General features: G+C 68.3%; 12 protein-coding genes. 6 read left to right on the forward strand and 6 right to left on the reverse strand.

Annotation, left to right across the window (positions count from 1 at the left end):
* Window positions 1–237 precede the first annotated feature (237 nt).
* Window positions 238–3,426 carry a penicillin acylase family protein gene (locus CHC08_RS13145; protein ID WP_089207526.1) on the forward strand — a complete coding sequence of 1,063 codons (3,189 nt, stop codon included), beginning with the start codon at window positions 238–240 and terminating at the stop codon, window positions 3,424–3,426.
* A 131-nt stretch (window positions 3,427–3,557) separates the two neighbouring features.
* Here the strand turns inward: CHC08_RS13145 and CHC08_RS13150 are convergent, their stop codons facing one another.
* Window positions 3,558–4,418: an aldo/keto reductase gene (locus CHC08_RS13150; RefSeq protein WP_089207527.1), complete on the reverse strand. Its 861-nt coding sequence runs from the start codon at window positions 4,416–4,418 to the stop codon at window positions 3,558–3,560.
* A 107-nt stretch (window positions 4,419–4,525) separates the two neighbouring features.
* Between CHC08_RS13150 and CHC08_RS13155 the strand changes: the two genes are divergently transcribed.
* Window positions 4,526–5,425 (forward strand): LysR family transcriptional regulator, encoded by a 900-nt coding sequence (locus CHC08_RS13155; RefSeq protein ID WP_089207528.1) that lies wholly within the window; start codon window positions 4,526–4,528, stop codon window positions 5,423–5,425.
* Window positions 5,426–5,482: 57 nt separating this feature from the next.
* Here CHC08_RS13155 and CHC08_RS13160 read toward each other — a convergent pair whose 3' ends face one another.
* Window positions 5,483–5,965: a DUF2000 domain-containing protein gene (locus CHC08_RS13160; RefSeq protein WP_218825295.1), complete on the reverse strand. Its 483-nt coding sequence runs from the start codon at window positions 5,963–5,965 to the stop codon at window positions 5,483–5,485.
* A gap of 108 nt (window positions 5,966–6,073) precedes the next feature.
* On the opposite strand from CHC08_RS13160, the gene CHC08_RS13165 reads away from it, so the two are divergent.
* Window positions 6,074–6,550, forward strand: a complete 477-nt coding sequence (locus CHC08_RS13165; protein WP_179282023.1) for an Lrp/AsnC family transcriptional regulator — start codon at window positions 6,074–6,076, stop codon at window positions 6,548–6,550.
* Window positions 6,551–6,712: 162 nt separating this feature from the next.
* On the opposite strand, the gene CHC08_RS13170 is transcribed toward CHC08_RS13165, so the two are convergent.
* Entirely contained in the window at window positions 6,713–7,336 is a 624-nt protein-coding gene (locus CHC08_RS13170) for an XRE family transcriptional regulator (RefSeq protein ID WP_089207531.1), read from the reverse strand.
* Window positions 7,337–7,656: 320 nt separating this feature from the next.
* Between CHC08_RS13170 and CHC08_RS13175 the strand changes: the two genes are divergently transcribed.
* Together CHC08_RS13175 and CHC08_RS13180 are read left to right on the forward strand one after the other, a co-directional pair.
* Entirely contained in the window at window positions 7,657–9,240 is a 1,584-nt protein-coding gene (locus CHC08_RS13175) for an NCS1 family nucleobase:cation symporter-1 (RefSeq protein WP_089207532.1), read from the forward strand.
* On the forward strand, window positions 9,240–9,974 hold the full coding sequence (locus CHC08_RS13180) for an aspartate/glutamate racemase family protein (protein ID WP_089207533.1): 735 nt from the start codon (window positions 9,240–9,242) through the stop codon (window positions 9,972–9,974). Before CHC08_RS13175 ends, CHC08_RS13180 begins: the two co-directional genes overlap by 1 nt.
* 201 nt (window positions 9,975–10,175) lie before the next feature.
* Here the strand turns inward: CHC08_RS13180 and CHC08_RS13185 are convergent, their stop codons facing one another.
* Window positions 10,176–11,597: a M1 family metallopeptidase gene (locus CHC08_RS13185; protein ID WP_089207534.1), complete on the reverse strand. Its 1,422-nt coding sequence runs from the start codon at window positions 11,595–11,597 to the stop codon at window positions 10,176–10,178.
* Between the two features lie 718 nt (window positions 11,598–12,315).
* Here CHC08_RS13185 and CHC08_RS13190 point away from each other — a divergent pair.
* Entirely contained in the window at window positions 12,316–13,809 is a 1,494-nt protein-coding gene (locus CHC08_RS13190) for a mannitol dehydrogenase family protein (RefSeq protein ID WP_089207535.1), read from the forward strand.
* Window positions 13,810–13,854: 45 nt separating this feature from the next.
* On the opposite strand, the gene CHC08_RS13195 is transcribed toward CHC08_RS13190, so the two are convergent.
* Both CHC08_RS13195 and CHC08_RS13200 read right to left on the reverse strand, forming a co-directional pair.
* Window positions 13,855–14,709 carry an ABC transporter permease gene (locus CHC08_RS13195; RefSeq protein ID WP_218825296.1) on the reverse strand — a complete coding sequence of 285 codons (855 nt, stop codon included), beginning with the start codon at window positions 14,707–14,709 and terminating at the stop codon, window positions 13,855–13,857.
* A gap of 220 nt (window positions 14,710–14,929) precedes the next feature.
* On the reverse strand, window positions 14,930–15,826 hold the full coding sequence (locus tag CHC08_RS13200) for an ABC transporter substrate-binding protein (RefSeq protein ID WP_218825297.1): 897 nt from the start codon (window positions 15,824–15,826) through the stop codon (window positions 14,930–14,932).
* Window positions 15,827–16,011 lie beyond the last annotated feature (185 nt).

A 16,011-nucleotide genomic window follows, 5' to 3' on the forward strand; every position in this document is an offset into this window, starting at 1 on the left:
GCTCGATCCGTGCTGACCGCTCGACGCGATTCACGCGGGGCTTCCGCCTGCTCGACCCGTTCTGACCGCTCGGCGCGCCGTTTCCCGCGCTGTCGAACGATGCCTGATGACTGTCGACGATGACCGATGGTCATGGTCCGGCGTGGGCGATTATCACATCTGCCATTGATCCGCCGTTGGCCCGGCAGTATGTTCCTCCCAACATCCGAGCACGCCTCATGTTTTGGGGGTTCTCACATGCCCGCACGTCTCCGGCGGAAGATCACTGCTGCCTCCGCGGTCGCGATCCTCACGCTGGCTTCCCTCGTCGTGCCCGCATCCGCAGCGGTCTTCACCCCTGCCGACTACTGCCTCGGCGAATGCGCGGACATCCTGCCACCCGGCGAGAACGGCAACGCGACCCTGGTCGAGATTCTCGGCAACCAGGGGTTCGGCACGATGCCGCGACACAGCGACGACCAGCTCGGCAAGTACGCCAACCTCATCTCCGGCTACACCGGACTGACCGACGACCAGATCACCACCTTCTTCAACGACGGCTCGTTCGGCGTGCCGGCGGGGCAGGTGGAGAGCACGACCAGCCCCCGGCCGGATGTGAAGATCGTCCGTGACAAGGCGACCGGCGTCCCGCACATCACCGGGACGACCAGGCAGGGCACGATGTTCGGCGCCGGATACGCGGGCGCGCAGGACCGCCTGTGGGTGATGGACCTGATGCGGCACGTCGGCCGTGGTGAGCTGACGCCGTTCGCCGGTGGCGCGCCGGGCAACCGCGCGCTGGAGCAGAGCGCCTGGCGGAACTCCCCCTACACCGAGGCGGACCTCCAGGGACAGATCAACAGGCTCAGGGACGGAAGCCCCCGAGGCGCGCAGCTCTACGCCGACGTGCAGGACTACGTGAGCGGGATCAACGCCTACATCGACCGCTGCATGGCGAACCGCGACTGTCCCGGCGAGTACGTCCTGACCGGGCACATGGACGCGATCACCAACGCGGGCGGGCCCCAGGACTTCACCATGACCGACCTGATCGCGATCTCCGGAGTGATCGGCGGGCTGTTCGGCGGAGGAGGCGGCGCGGAGATGCAGTCCGCGCTGGTGCGGGTCGCGGCCCGGGCCAAGTACGGCACGGCGGCCGGTGACCAGGTCTGGTCGGCGTTCCGGGCGCAGAACGACCCGGAGGCCACGCTCACCCTGCACAACGGCCAGAGCTTCCCCTCCGGCAACGCGCCCGGCGCCACCGGGGCCGTCCTGCCCGACCCGGGGACGGCCCCCGTGGACATCACCGAGAACGAGACCGGATCGGCCACCGCCTCGGCCACCGCTTCGGCTCCTGCCGCGAAGGGCGTGCTCGAAGGGATGCTCGTCGACAACTCCAAGCCCGGCATGTCCAATGCCGTGGTGGTGTCGGCGGCCAAGTCGGCGTCCGGGCATCCGGTCGCGGTGTTCGGCCCGCAGACGGGCTACTTCGCCCCCCAGCTGCTCATGCTGCAGGAGATCTCCGGACCCGGCATCCAGGCACGCGGCGCGGCGTTCTCCGGGCTCAACTTCTACGTGCTGCTCGGCCGGGGCGCGGACTACGCCTGGAGCGCGACCTCCAGCGGCCAGGACATCACCGACACCTACGCCCTCCAGCTCTGTGACCCGGGCGGCGGCACGGTGACCAAGGAGTCGAAGTACTACCTCTACCACGGCGTCTGCATGGCGATGGAGACGCTGAAGAAGACGAACGCGTGGAAGCCCAGCACCGCCGACGCCACCGCCGCCGGTTCCTACGATCTGGTGGTGGAGCGGACGAAGTACGGGCTGGTGAGCTGGCGCGGCACCGTCGGCGGGCAGCCCACCGCCTTCGCCACCCTGCGGTCGACGTACCAGCACGAGGCCGACTCGGCGATCGGGTTCCAGATGTTCAACGAGACGGCCCAGATGGGTGACGCGGCGGCGTTCACGAACTCCGCCTCCAACATCGGCTTCGCGTTCAACTGGTTCTACGTGAACTCCTCCGACGCGGCGTACTTCATGTCGGGCAACGACCCGGTCAGGTCCGCGGTCTCCGACCCGAACCTCCCGATGCCGGCCGACGCGGCCCACGAGTGGGCGGGCTTCGACCCGTCCACCAATACCGCGACGTACAAGGCTCCCGCCACCCACCCGCAGACGGCCGACCAGGACTACCTCGTCAGCTGGAACAACAAGCAGGCCAAGGACTACGGCGCCGCGGACGGCAACTTCAGCTTCGGGCCGGTTCAACGGGCCGACCTGCTGGACGCCCCGGTCAAGGCGGCCCTGTCCGGATCCGGCAAGCTCGACCGGGCGGGCACCGTGAAAATCATGGCCGAGGCCGCCACGACCGACCTGCGTGGCAAGAAGGTCCTGCCCGACCTGCTCCGAGTGATCAACAGCGCGACCGTGACCGACCCGGCACTCGCCTCGGCGGTCTCCAAGCTGTCCGCCTGGGCGGCGTCGGGAGCCAGGAGGCTCGAAACCTCACAGGGCAGCAAGGCCTACACGAACGCCGACGCGATCCGCGCGTTCGACGCGTGGTGGCCGAAGCTCGTCAACGCGCAGTTCAAGCCCGGCCTGGGCGCCGGGCTGTACCAGTCGCTGGTCAACGCCCTGCAGATCAACGAGTCGCCCTCCGGCCACCAGCAGGGCGACCTCTCCAGCCTGCCCACCTCCGCGAACGAGGCCCAGACGCACAAGGGCTCGTCGTTCCAGTACGGCTGGTGGGGCTACGTGAGCAAGGACGTCCGGTCCGTGCTCGGCGACCCGGTCACCGGTCCGCTGCCCAGCAAGTACTGCGGGGACGGCACGGTGGCGGGCTGCCGTACGGTCCTGCTGAACAGCCTGTCGGCGGCGCTCGCCGAACCCGCGGCGACGACCTACCCGGCGGACGACGCGTGCTCGGCGGGCGACCAGTGGTGCGCCGACTCCGTCCGGCAGTCGCCGCTCGGCGGGATCAAGCAGTCGCTGATCTCCTGGCAGAACCGGCCGACCTACCAGCAGGTCGTGTCGTTCCCCGCTCACCGCGGTGACCCGATCGCCAACCTGGCGAGCGGGGGAACGGTGAAGGCGTCCGAATCCCAGCTCTTCTACCCGGCGAGCGCGGCCGTCGACGGCGACCCGACGACCCGCTGGGGGAGCGGGTGGAACGACAACCAGTATCTCCAGGTCGATCTCGGATCCGCGAAAACCGTGGCCCGGGCGGTGCTGCGCTGGGAGTCGGCCTACGGGTCGGCGTACTCGATCCAGACGTCGGCCAACGGGTCCACCTGGACCACCGTCTGCTCCACCACCACCGGAAACGGCGGCGTGGACAACGTGACGTTCAGCCCGGTCAGCGCCCGCTACGTCCGCATGCAGGGCGCCGCGCGCGCGACGTCGTACGGCTACTCCCTCTACGAGTTGGAGGCCTACTCCCGATGACGACGGGAGAAAAGACACCGAGGTAGGCGAGAGGGACGGTGGCGGAGATCCTCCGCCACCGTCCCTGGGAACTTCTCCGTGACCGGCCGACGATTCCGGCGGCACCGGGCTCGGCCGGGCCGGCGCCGGGATCAGGCCGTGTCGAGGCGGGCCAGCTCCTCGGCGGACAGCTTCAGGTCGACGGCGGCAACCGAGTCGCGGATGGTCTCGGGGCGGGAGGAGCCCGGAATCGGGATCACCACTGGCGCCTTGGCGAGCATCCACGCCAGGCACACCTGCTGCGGACTCACCCCGTGCGCCCGCGCCACGTCCGCGAACACGGCGAACCGTGAGCCCAGTTGGCCCGCGCGCGAAATCCCGCCCAGCGGGCTCCACGGCAGGAACGCGATGCCCAGCTCCGCGCACAGCTCCAGCTCCGGTTCGCTGGAGCGGAACGCCGGTGAGAACTGGTTCTGCACACTCACCAGTCGCCCGCCGAGGATCTCGTTGGACTGCCGGATCTGGTCCGGGTCGGCGTTCGAGATGCCCGCGAAGCGGATCTTGCCGGCGTCCAGCAGATCACGGATCGCCCCGACCGACTCCGCGTAGGGGACCTTCGGGTCCGGCCGGTGGAACTGGTAGAGCCCGATGGCCTCGACGCCGAGTCGCTTGAGCGATGCGTCGCAGGCATCCTTCAGGTACTTCGGTGAGCCGTTCAAGGTCCACGAGCCGTCACCGGGACGTAGGTGACCACCCTTTGTCGCGATCAGCACGTCGGAGGTGTCGCCGCCGTAGCCGGCCATCGCGCGGGCGATCAGGGACTCGTTGTGGCCGACCTCGTTCGCGCCCAGATGGTAGGCGTCCGCGGTGTCGATCAGCGTCACGCCCGCCTCCAGGGCGGCGTGAATCGTCGCGATCGAACGTTGCTCGTCGGGGCGCCCCTCGATCGACATCGGCATCCCGCCGAGACCGATCGCGCTGACCTGGACATCGCCGATGTGGCGAGTCTGCATGGGAGTCCCTCCTGGGAGATCAATTGGTACGCCCTCAGCCTGCATCCTTACGATTAAGCTGTCCAACAGAAAAAATCGATTCCTTTGAGCAGGCCCGGTGATTAATCATGGAGCTCCGGCAACTCGAGTACTTCGTCACCGTCGCGGAGGAGTGCCACTTCACCCGGGCGGCCAAGCGTTTACGTGTCGCACAGTCGGGGCTGTCGGCCTCGATCCGCTCGCTCGAGCGTGAACTGGGCACCCCGCTGTTCCTCCGCAGCACCCGGCAGGTTCAGCTGACCCCTGCCGGACAGGCGCTCCTGGTCGAGGCTCGGCGGGCGCTGTCGGCGACCAACGCCGCCAAGGACGCCGTCGCGGCGGTGCGGGGCCTGCTCCGGGGCAGCCTGGCCATCGGCTCGCTGCAGTGCCTGCACGCGGTGCATCTGCCGGCCGTGCTCGCTCGCTTCCTCACCGCACACCCCGGGCTGGAGATCCGGTTGCGCCAGGGGGGATCCGGCGAGCTGATCGAACAGGTGCGCGCGGGACGGCTGGATCTGGCGTTCGTCTCCCGCCCGCCCCGATACCCGGACGACGTCACGGTCGCGCCTTTCGCCAGCGAGCCGCTCGTGCTCGCCTGCGCGCCCGAGCATCCGCTGGCAGCACGCGAACAGGTCAAGTTGGTGGAGTTGCAGGAAGAACGGTTCGTGGACTTCCCCCCGGACTGGGGCACCCGGGACCTGGTCGACGACGTGCTCGCCACCGCGGGTGTCGAACGCCGCGTCGCGCTGGAGGTGACCGACGTGCACTCGCTGCTCGATCTGGTGACCTTCGGGCTCGGCGTGGCGCTCGTGCCGCAGTCGTTCGCGGCCAAGACCGATCGGGTGCGCTTCATCGGTCTCGCCGGGATCGTGTCGGCCTGGGAGATCATCACGGTGACGGCGGATCCGACGAGCGCGGCCGCGGTCGCGCTGCTGCGCGAGGTCCACGAGACGAAGAGCGGCCGCCGGCCCACCGCGTCGACGGATTGACGGCGACGTGCCGGAGAGCTCACCGGGCCTCAGCGGACGCCGTGCGGGCGCGTCTCCTCACGGCAGCAGCGAGAGCTTGCGGACCAGCTTGTCGATCCTGTTCCGGGGGCCGACGAGGCTCAGCGCGTAGTAGGCGATCTCGTCCGGGCCGGACGCGGCCATCCGGTCGAGGTATTCGTCGTAGACGCGGGTGCTCTGCGCGAGGCTCGGCATGTCCGCGACGAACACGTCGCCGGCCTCGGCGGCCCTGGCCCGGATCGCCGCCAGTTGCTCGGCCGAGGCGGCCAGGATCGAGCATCCCGCCCAGGGCAGGCCCGGATGGGCGGCGCCCTCGGCGTCCTTCGCGTCCGGGCCGAGCAGCCCGGGAACGGCCACCGCGGTGGCCGAGGCGACGCAGACCGCGGCATTCACACCGCGTCCCGCGGGCAGCGCCTCGTCGACGACGACCACCCACTTCAGTTTCGCCGCCCGGGTCGACTCTCCCGTCTGGATCTCCTCCGGGGCGTATCCGACCGCCGGGGCCGACTGCTTGTCACTCACCGACCTGCTCCCTCCGTAGCTGCTGATATCCACCATCTCGCTGAAATGCTAGGCGGATATTCGAGGTGGAAGCAAGGCGTCCGTATTAAGTACGGTTACCATGGCCGCATGGCGGATTTGGATGAACTTGATACGGCGATTCTGCGAGAACTGCAGACAGATGCGCGGCGGACCAACCGCGACATCGCCGCTGCGGTCGGTGTCTCGCCGACCACCGCGCTGGACCGCACCCGCGCGCTGCGCGAGCGGGGCGTCATCCGGGGCGCCCTGCTCGACGTCGACCTGGCCGCGATCGGCCGGCCGGTCCAGGCCCTGATCGCCGTACGGATCCGGCCGCCGTCCAGGCGGAACATCGAGGCGTTCCGCAACTGGGTCAGCCGGCTGCCCGACACCCTGGGCGTGTTCGTCACCACCGGCACCGAAGACTTCATCATCCACGTCGCGGTGCCCGACAACGACAGCCTCTACGCGTTTGTCATCGACAAACTCACCGAACGCGCCGAGATAGCCGACGTGCGCACGTCCGTCATCTACGAGCACCTGCACAACAGCCGCATCGCGCCCGTGACATCGAACCCCGCCTGACCCACCTCGGGCGGGGAGGGCACCCGAGTGTCCGTGGCGGTCTCGTCGCCGTACGCCCAGGGGTCTCGGCGGCGGGCTGTACGTCCGAGGGGCGGGCCGTGCGCCTGAAAGACCGATGTCGGCTGTACGGCCCAGGGACGGCGCGGGCTGTACGCCCGTGGGTCAGTGGTGGACGATGAGCCAGGTCGCCACGGCGGTGATGGTTTCCGAGCGGTTGCCGATGATGTGGGGACGGCTGCAGGGGAAGGTGATGGAATCGCCTTCGGCGAGGGTGACGACCTCCGACTCGAAGTCGACGGTGAGCTCGCCCTGGGTGACGGTCCCCACCTCGTACCCCTTGTGCCTGAGGAAATGGCCGTGAGCGTTGGAGATCGAGCTCGGTGGATAGGTCGACTCGAAGAACTCGACGTCGGGCGTCGGCACGGGCGAGAGCCTGCGGAAGGTGATGCCGCCGCTGAGCTGGATGGGGGCGGCCTCGAACGCACGCCGGATGGCGAACCGTTCGACGGGCGAGGAGGGAGCCTGAGCGTGCTCGCCGTCGGCCGCCTCCGCGGCGTCGAACACGGCGGCGAGCGGCGCGCCGATCGCGGAGACGAAGGCGATGAGCCTGCTGACGGACGGCCGCATCGTACCGAGCTCGATCTGGGAGACCGCGCTGGCGGAGATGCCGAGCTCGCGTGCGAGGGCTCGCAGCGACATCCCCGACTGGAGCCGCAGCTCGCGGAGCCGCCGACCGAGCCGCTCGTTCGTGATCGCCTCGATCTCCGTACCGGATTCCGGGGTCATGGCTGTAGTGGCCTCCACGCCAATTGTCACAAAGCCTTTACGCGCGCGAAATTAGGGCTCGAATGTCAAGGCATACATTAACGGCAGCTGTTAAGTGACCACTTAACAGCCTACGTCGTAGCCCTGATGCGCCACCGTGGCTCGTCGGCGCATCACCTTCGCCAATCCTCCGAGTACGTCCCGCCCCTACCTCGGCATGCCCGCACGTAGGACATCCCGGTTCCCGCACCGTACCTCCCGCGGAATCCGGAAAGACCACCCTAACGGACGCCAAAACGACCCCCATGGAAGCCGGAACGATCACCCCCACGGAAGCTGAAATGACCGAACACAGCGCACCGCCCCAGCCGAAACCACACGACCTCGTCGAGGCAGCCGGCATGCCGGTCGGCGCAGGCCTCATCAAGCCCGGCTACGACCCCCGGCTCGCGAACGAGGATCTGGCACCGCTCCGCAAGCAGACGTGGTCCTCGTACAACATCTTCGCCTTCTGGATGTCCGACGTGCACAGCGTCGGCGGCTACGTCACCGCGGGCAGCCTGTTCGCCCTCGGGCTGGCGAGCTGGCAGGTCCTGTTCGCCCTGCTCGCGGGAATCGTCATCGTGAACGTGTTCTGCAACCTGGTCGCCAAGCCCAGCCAGGTCACCGGAGTGCCGTACCCGGTCATCAACCGGGCGATCTTCGGGGTGCGCGGCGCGAACATCCCCGCCGTCATCCGCGGGCTCATCGCGATCGCCTGGTACGGCGTGCAGACCTACCTCGCCTCCCAGTCGCTCATCATCATCTTCCTCAAGTTCTGGCCCTCGACGGCCGCGCTGAACGAGGGCGGCTTCCTCGGCCTGTCCGCCCTCGGCTACATCTGCTACGCCATCCTCTGGGTGGCCCAGGCGGCGGTGTTCTGGAAGGGCATGGAGGCGATCCGGCGGTTCATCGACTGGGCCGGGCCCGCCGTGTACGTCGTCATGGTCGTGCTCGCCGTCTACCTGGTCAGCCAGGCGGGCTGGGAGAACATCAGCCTGGACCTCTCGGAGGGCGAGAACCTCGACTTCGGCGCGCCGATCCCGGTCATGATCGGCGCGATCGCCCTCGTCGTCTCGTACTTCTCCGGCCCGATGCTGAACTTCGGCGACTTCTCCCGGTACGGAAAGTCGTTCGCGGCGGTGAAGAAGGGGAACCTCCTCGGGCTGCCGGTCAACTTCCTGTTCTTCTCGCTGCTCACCGTGATCACCGCGTCGGCGACCGTGCCCGTGTTCGGCGAGCTCATCACCGACCCCATCCACACGGTCGAGCGCATCGACACGCCGTTCGCGATCCTGCTCGGCGGGCTCACCTTCGTCATCGCGACCATCGGCATCAACATCGTCGCGAACTTCATCTCCCCGGCGTTCGACTTCTCCAACGTGAACCCGCAGAAGATCAGCTGGCGGACCGGCGGCATGATCGCCGCGGTCGGATCGGTGCTGCTCACGCCCTGGAACTGGTACGGCAACCCCGACGCCATCCACTACACACTCGGCATCCTCGGCGCCCTGATCGGCCCTCTCTTCGGGATCCTGATCTCCGGCTACTACATCGTGAGCCGCCAGCGGGTGTGGGTGGACGACCTGTTCACCTACGACCCGGCCGGCCGGTACTGGTTCCGGAACGGTTACAACCCCAACGCGGTCTGGGCGACGGTGCTCAGCGGCGTGCCGGCGATCGGGTCCGTGCTCGTGCCCAAGATGCTGGTCGACCTGGAACTCACCACGGTCGACATGACGTGGATCGCCGACTACAGCTGGTTCGTCGGCTGCGGCCTCGGGTTCGTGGCGTTCACCGTCCTGGAACGGAGGTCGCCGCGGATCGGCGGTCTCGACCGCGACCTCGAGCTCGTGGCGGACGGCACGGCGGCACAGGCCGGTTGATGGTCCACATCCGAGTGATCAACCCCAACACCGCCCGGACCATGACCGAGAGCATCGGACACCGCGCCCGGGCGGTCGCGGAGCCGTCCACCATCGTCACGGCCGTCAATCCGGCCATGGGCCCCGAGTCGATCGAGAGTCACTACGACGAGGCTCTGGCCGTACCCGGCCTGCTGGCGGAGATCGCGGCGGGGGAGGCGGCGGGGGCGGACGGGTACGTCATCGCCTGCTTCGGCGACCCGGGCCTCGACGCCGCGCGCGAGCTCGCGTCGGGACCGGTGGTCGGGATCGCCGAGGCGGCCATGCACGCCGCCACCCTGGTCGGGCGCGGCTTCAGCGTCGTGACGACCCTCGCTCGGACCACGGGGCGGACACGGGACCTCGCCGCCCGGTACGGCTTCGCGGATGCGTGCCGGGGAGTGCACGCCTGTGACATCCCCGTGCTGGAGCTGGACGACCCGTCCTCGAACGCGAGAAAGGTGGTCGCCGATCTCTGCGCCTCGGCCGTGGACAGGGACGGATGCGACTCGATCGTGCTCGGCTGCGCGGGCATGGCCTCCTTCTGCACGGACCTCTCCCGCCGTGTCGGTGTCCCCGTGATCGACGGTGTGGCCGTGGCGACCAAACTCGTCGAGTCGCTGGTCTCTCTCGGGCTGCGGACGAGCACCCGCGGTGAGTTCGCCCGGCCGGGTCCCAAGAAGTACGCGGGCCTGCTCCGCGATTTCTCCGTCTGACCGGCCGGCGCGGCATGGGGCCAGAAGTTCGGCGACCTGGCCGGGAGCGCTGCTCCAGGGACCGTGACGGCCGATGGCCGTGCGAACCCGAGGATGGGTTCGCACGGCCATCGGCTGCCGTCGGTACGGCTGGTGAGGGCGAGGCTTCCAGGTGGAAGGCTTACCGGCCGGTCGGCGATGAGCTCGCCGGGAGGGGCGAAACTACCAGGTGGTGGGCTTGCCCTTCTGGTAGAGCCACACGTCGAAGAAGGACTTCAAGTCCTTGCCCGAGATTCTCTCCGCCTCGCTGATGAAATCGGCGGTGCTCGCGTTGCCGTACTTGTGCGTGGAGGCCCAGTCCTTGATCAGCTTGAAGAAGGCGGTGTCGCCGATCTTGCCGCGCAGCGCGTGCAGCGTCATCGCCCCGCGGTTGTACGGCACATTGCCGAACATGTCCATCGTGCCGGGGTCGGCCGTGACGGTCTGCCAGAACGCCGAGGTCGCGGCACGCCCGTAGTTACTGGTGCTGTCGAACGTCTGCTGCGCTGTGGCCCCTCCGTTGTGCTCGGTCCACAGCCACTGGGCGTAGGTCGCGAAGCCCTCGTTGAGCCAGATGTCGGACCACCGCTTGACCGACACGCTGTCCCCGAACCACTGGTGCGCGATCTCGTGCGCCATCGTGCTGAGGCTCGGGGCGCTGGAGAAGATCGGCTTGGTCTGGCTCTCGAGGGCGTAGCCGACGTTCGGCGCGCGGTCGATGATCGCCCCTGCCGAGGCGAAGGGATACGGCCCGAAGAGCGAGTTGAAGTACTCGATGATGTCCGGGATCTTGGCGACGGTGGCCGCCGACTGGCTCGCCAGCGCCGGGTCGACCGCGGTGTAGATGGGGATCCCGCCGGGCGTCGTGGACTTGGCGACCTGGAACTTGCCCAGGGTCACCGTGGCGAGATAGGTCGCCATGGGCTCGGTCGAGTCCCACACGAACGTCGTCTGGCCGTTCTTGGTCGTCTGCGACAGCAGCTGGCCGTTGCCGACCGCGGTGATGCCCTCCGGCACGGTCGCGTGGAAGGTGAACGTCGCCTTGTCCGTCGGGTGGTCGCTGGACGGGATCCACGCGGGAGCGCCCTGCGGCTCGCCCGGCACGAACGCGCCGTCATCGGTCGGCACCCAGCCCTCGATGGAGTCGTCCGGGTCCGTGATGACCGGCGGCGTCCCCGCGTACTTCACGACCACCGTGAAGGACTTCCCGGACTTGAGCTTCGGGCGCGGCGTCACGACGAGTTCCTGGCCGTCCCGCTGGAACGAGGCCTTGTGCTTGTCCACGTTCAGGCCGGTGATCTCCGGGCCTCGGAAGTCGAGGTTGAATCGGTCCAGGTCCTGGGTCGCGGTCGCGGTGATCGTCGTGGTGGCGTCCATGAGCTTGGTGGCCGGGTCGTAGGCGAACGAGACGTCATAGTGCTTCACATCGAAGCCCCCGTTGCCCTGGGCGGGGAAATACGGGTCGCCGATGCTGGCCGCACCCGCCGAATAGCGTGGCTCACCGGGATTGCCGGGAGCGGCAAGAGCGGGATGCGCCAGTTGGGCACTCGCCAGAACGCACAGCGCGGCCGTGAGGGCCGTGCCACGGATACTGCGGAGTCTCATGCGGTTCCTTTCATTGGTTCCGGCCGGACGGTAACCCGGCCGGAACACACTTGCAAAATGAGGGGGGCAGAGTCAGCCCGCGACGGTGCACAGCGGGATACCGGCGCTGTGCGGTATGGCGACTCCTCAAGTTGGCAGGGACGACCCATCTTCGGGGGAGAGGGGCCGTCCTGGAAAACGACGCCGCTGGGCGCCGGGGAAAGATGATACAAATGGTATAAATCACCACTAAATCGGTCAAGCACCCTCGAAGCACTTAAAATGCCGTGTTCTCCACGCGGATGCCCTTTGCGGATCATTCGGAGGCGAGGCGGGGGCGTGCGTCACCGGCATCGAAGGTGCCCGTGACCTGGCCTTAAGGCTCGTCTCATCGTGCGGGACCGGGCGGGCCGGGGCTGCCGGAGTCCAGCTCTGGCCCATGTAAACATCACGTTACGGCCCCTCGCAGGGTCAACGGGGGCGAAGACCCGCACCGCGCCTGGGCGAACCCGCGCGGCCTGCCCGCACGGCGGCCACCCCGTTCGATCCTCGCGGGCCGGACCCGCCGCGGCTCTGACCGGTCACCGGAGTCCCGTCCCGACATGCCTCTTTCATCGCCATTCCTTTTAATGCCGATGAACAGGGTGGATGTTATGCCAATAGTTTAAATTTTTAAGCTGTTGGAGATGGCCATATTAGGCGTAAAGACGAATTAGGGAGGTCGCCGAAGAGGAGATCGATGGCAGTGACCACACTGACGCAGGAGACGGTGAGAACCCTTCCCGGGGAAGTGGCGATCCCTTCCTATGACCGGTCGGGGCTCACGGCCGGCATCGTTCACTTCGGGGTGGGCGGGTTCCACCGCGCCCACCAGGCGATGTATCTCGATCGGCTGATGAACGAGGGCAGGGCACACGACTGGGCCATCTGCGGCGTCGGGGTCCTCCCCGGAGACGCGCGGATGCGGGACGCGCTGACCGCGCAGGACGGCCTTTACACGCTTGTGGTGAAGCACCCCTGCGGAGCGCGGGAGGCCCGCGTCATCGGATCGATCATCGAATACCTCTTCGCCCCCGACGATCCGGAAGCGGTCATCGAGAAGATGGCCGATCCGGCGGTGCGGATCGTGTCGCTCACGGTCACCGAGGGCGGCTACAACATCCATCCCGTCACCGGGGAGTTCGACGCGGAGGCCTCCGCGATCCGCGCGGACCTGGAGCCCGGCGCGATCCCGGCCACGGTGTTCGGGCTCGTCACCGAGGCCCTGCGCCGCCGGCGGGCTCGGAGGATCACGCCGTTCACCGTCATGTCGTGCGACAACATCCAGGAGAACGGGGAGGTCGCACGGCGCTCCTTCACGGCGTTCGCCCGGCTCGCCGATCCTGGCCTCGCCGCCTGGATCGAGGACACTGTCGCGTTCCCCAGCTCGATGGTCGATCGCATCACCCCCGTCACCACCGGCCAGGACCGCGAGGCCACGGCTCTGCGGTTCGGCATCGAGGACGCCTGGCCGGTGGTCTGCGAGCCGTTCGCGCAGTGGGTGCTCGAGGAGCGTTTCCCCGGTGGGCGGCCTCCCTGGGAAGAGGCCGGGGTTCAGGTCGTCGCGGACGTGGAGCCGTACGAGTTGATGAAGCTGCGCCTGCTGAACGCCGGCCACCAGGCGCTCTGCTACTTCGGCTACCTCAGCGGATACCGGTACGCCCACGAGGCGGCCACCGACCCCGCGATCGCGAAGTTCGTTCTCGACTACATGAACGTCGAGGCCACACCGACGCTCCGGCCGGTGCCGGGCATCGACCTGGACGTCTACAAACGGACCCTCATCGAACGGTTCTCCAACCCCGAGGTACGGGACACGCTGGCGAGGCTGTGCGCGGAGTCGTCGGACCGGATCCCGAAATGGCTGCTTCCCGTCGTGCGGGAGCGGCTGGCGAGCGGGGGAGAGGTCACTCACGCGGCCGCGGTGGTGGCGAGCTGGGCGCGCTACGCCGAAGGGGCCGACGAATCCGGTGAGCCGATCGAGGTCGTCGACCGGTTGAGGGACCGGTTGACGGCCGCCGCGAGGACGCAGCGTGAGCGCCCCACGGCCTTCATCGAGAACCGTGACCTGTTCGGCGACCTCGCCGACGACGCGCGGTTCGTCGAACCGTACCTGCACGCGCTCGACGTGCTGCATACAAGAGGTGCCCGAGCGACGGTGCGAGAGCTCGCGGGGTACGGGATACGCGCCTGAGGGTGCGGCACGGGTCGGCCTCGACCGGACCGAGGTGGTCGGCTCTCACCGGGCCGAGGTGGTGGCCCGGACCCATGGCAACGCGAGCCGTTCCACCAGCACCAGGGCGAAGTAGAGAACGATGCTCATCACCCCGACCAGGATGATCGCGGCCCAGGCGGTGGCGCTGTCGGCGACCCCGCTGTACTGCACGATCTGGTAACCCAGGCCCCCCTCACCGGCCTGGAACTCGCCGATCACCGCGCCGATCGCGGCCAGCGGCATGGCGATCTTCAAACCGACGAAGATCTGCGGCAGCGCGGCCGGCAACCGTACCTTGCGGAACGCCTGCCAGCGCGACGCGTCCAGGGATCTGGCCAGCTCGGCGAGGTCGGCGGGGGTGGTGGTCAGGCCGGTCACCGTGGAGAGCACGATCGGGAAGAAGCTGAGCAGGAACACCATGGTCAGGATCGGCCGCTGCCCCCAGCCGAGGGAGACGACCAGCAGCGGCCCGAACGCGATCTTCGGCACCGCGTTGATCGCCACCAGCAACGGCGAGAACATCCGCTCGATCGCCCGCGAGGCGGCCAGCGCGAGCCCGATCAGAACCCCCGCGACCGCGGAGAGCAGGAAGCCGACCACGGTCTCCAGCGTGGTGGCGCCCAACCCCTCAAGCAGCTCCGCCGACCTCGCGTCGAACGCGGTGAGCACCTCCTGCGGCGGCGGCAGCACCGCCGGATGGACGAGGTTGAACACCGAGGTGACGAGCCACCAGCCGGTGATCGCCACCACCAGCCCGAGGATCGGCCACAGCGCCGTGGCCGCCGCCCCGCCACCGGGGCCGCGCTCCCGGGACTCCTTGGCGCGCACCGGGGGGCGGACCTCGCTCACCTCGACCATGTCACGGTTCTCTCTCCTCATGCGGTCCGGTCCGTCCACCGGCTCATCTGGTCGGCCCATCACGTGTGGTTCATTTGGTCCGGCCCGTCCACCGGCGGCTCATCCGGTCCGGCCCATCACGGGCGTCTCATTCGGTTCGGCCCGTCCACCGCCGGCTCGTCCGGTCGGCCCATCGGCCGGCGGCACGAGGGGCGCACCCGCCGGTGAGACCGGCGGGTGCGCCCGTTCGATGACGGAACGGTCAGGACGCCGGCACCAGGCTGGAGTCGATGAGCTGATCCGGGGTCAGGCCGGCCGGGATCGCACCGGCGTCCTGCAGGATCCCGATGCTGCGGGCGACCCGTTCGGGGTCGATCGTGCCGGCCGCGGCGCCCGAGTCCGCGGGCCGGACGAACGCGGCCATCAGCTCGCACTCGGCCGCGGCCGGTGCGGCCGTCGCGGCCGGGACGTTCTTCTGCAGGATCTCCCCCGACTCCTTGGGGTTGTCGATGCTGTACACGAGCCCCTTGATCAGCGCCGCGGTGAAGCGCTTGACCATCTCCGGATTCTCCTTGGCGATCTTTGTCGAGGTGACCAGGACGTTGCCGTAGAGGTCGTCCATCACGTCGCTGTACGGCAGCACCACGGCCTTCTTGTCCTTGGCGACCGACTCCACGGTCGGCTTCCCCACGACGAACTGGCCGATGCCGGCCACCGTCCCGCCCGCCAGCAGGCCGATCAGGTTCGCGGGCAGGCCGTTGACCCACTTGACCTTCGTCGCGTCGACGCCGGCCAGCTTCGCGTACGTGGGAAACAGGTTGCGCACCACCGAACCGGGGCTGTCGGCGAGCGTCTTGCCCTCCAGGTCCTTCGGAGCGGTGATCTTGTTGCCCTCAAGGCTGATGATCGCGGCCATGGTGTTCTGCTGGATGCCGGCCACCACCGTGACGCCCTTGGCGCCGCCGTTCCCTCGGGCCAGCAGAACACCGGTGAGATCGAGCGGGGTGAACATCGCCGCGCCGGCCTCGACCTTCGTGATGTTGTCGCCGGTGCCGCCTCCGGGCTTGATGTCCACCTCGAACCCGGCGTCCGCGAAGAAACCCTTCTCTTTCGCAACCCACGCGTACGAGTCTCGTCCGAAGTTCCCAAATGACGTCAAATAGGTCACTTTTTCCAGGGCTTTAGCGGGAGAACTACTAGCTTTATCCGGAATGTCCGAATTTCCACAACCGGCCACGGTGGCGAACATGGCGGCCAGGGTCGTGACGGCAATCGTATGAGTGAGCCTTCTCATGAACACCGTTTCCTTTCGACCGGCGGTTTTCGGCCGGCCGGGGGGTTGGA

Source organism: Streptosporangium subroseum (genome assembly GCF_900188345.1).
Lineage (GTDB): Bacteria > Actinomycetota > Actinomycetes > Streptosporangiales > Streptosporangiaceae > Streptosporangium > Streptosporangium subroseum.

Coding starts and splice junctions, on each gene's coding strand:
- CHC08_RS13165 (WP_179282023.1), top strand. CDS start 6,074: ATGGCGGATTTGGATGAACTTGATACGGCGATTCTGCGAGAACTGCAG.
- CHC08_RS13170 (WP_089207531.1), bottom strand. CDS start 7,336: ATGACCCCGGAATCCGGTACGGAGATCGAGGCGATCACGAACGAGCGG.
- CHC08_RS13175 (WP_089207532.1), top strand. CDS start 7,657: ATGACCGAACACAGCGCACCGCCCCAGCCGAAACCACACGACCTCGTC.
- CHC08_RS13190 (WP_089207535.1), top strand. CDS start 12,316: ATGGCAGTGACCACACTGACGCAGGAGACGGTGAGAACCCTTCCCGGG.
- CHC08_RS13185 (WP_089207534.1), bottom strand. CDS start 11,597: ATGAGACTCCGCAGTATCCGTGGCACGGCCCTCACGGCCGCGCTGTGC.
- CHC08_RS13150 (WP_089207527.1), bottom strand. CDS start 4,418: ATGCAGACTCGCCACATCGGCGATGTCCAGGTCAGCGCGATCGGTCTC.
- CHC08_RS13155 (WP_089207528.1), top strand. CDS start 4,526: ATGGAGCTCCGGCAACTCGAGTACTTCGTCACCGTCGCGGAGGAGTGC.
- CHC08_RS13180 (WP_089207533.1), top strand. CDS start 9,240: ATGGTCCACATCCGAGTGATCAACCCCAACACCGCCCGGACCATGACC.
- CHC08_RS13195 (WP_218825296.1), bottom strand. CDS start 14,709: ATGAGGAGAGAGAACCGTGACATGGTCGAGGTGAGCGAGGTCCGCCCC.
- CHC08_RS13145 (WP_089207526.1), top strand. CDS start 238: ATGCCCGCACGTCTCCGGCGGAAGATCACTGCTGCCTCCGCGGTCGCG.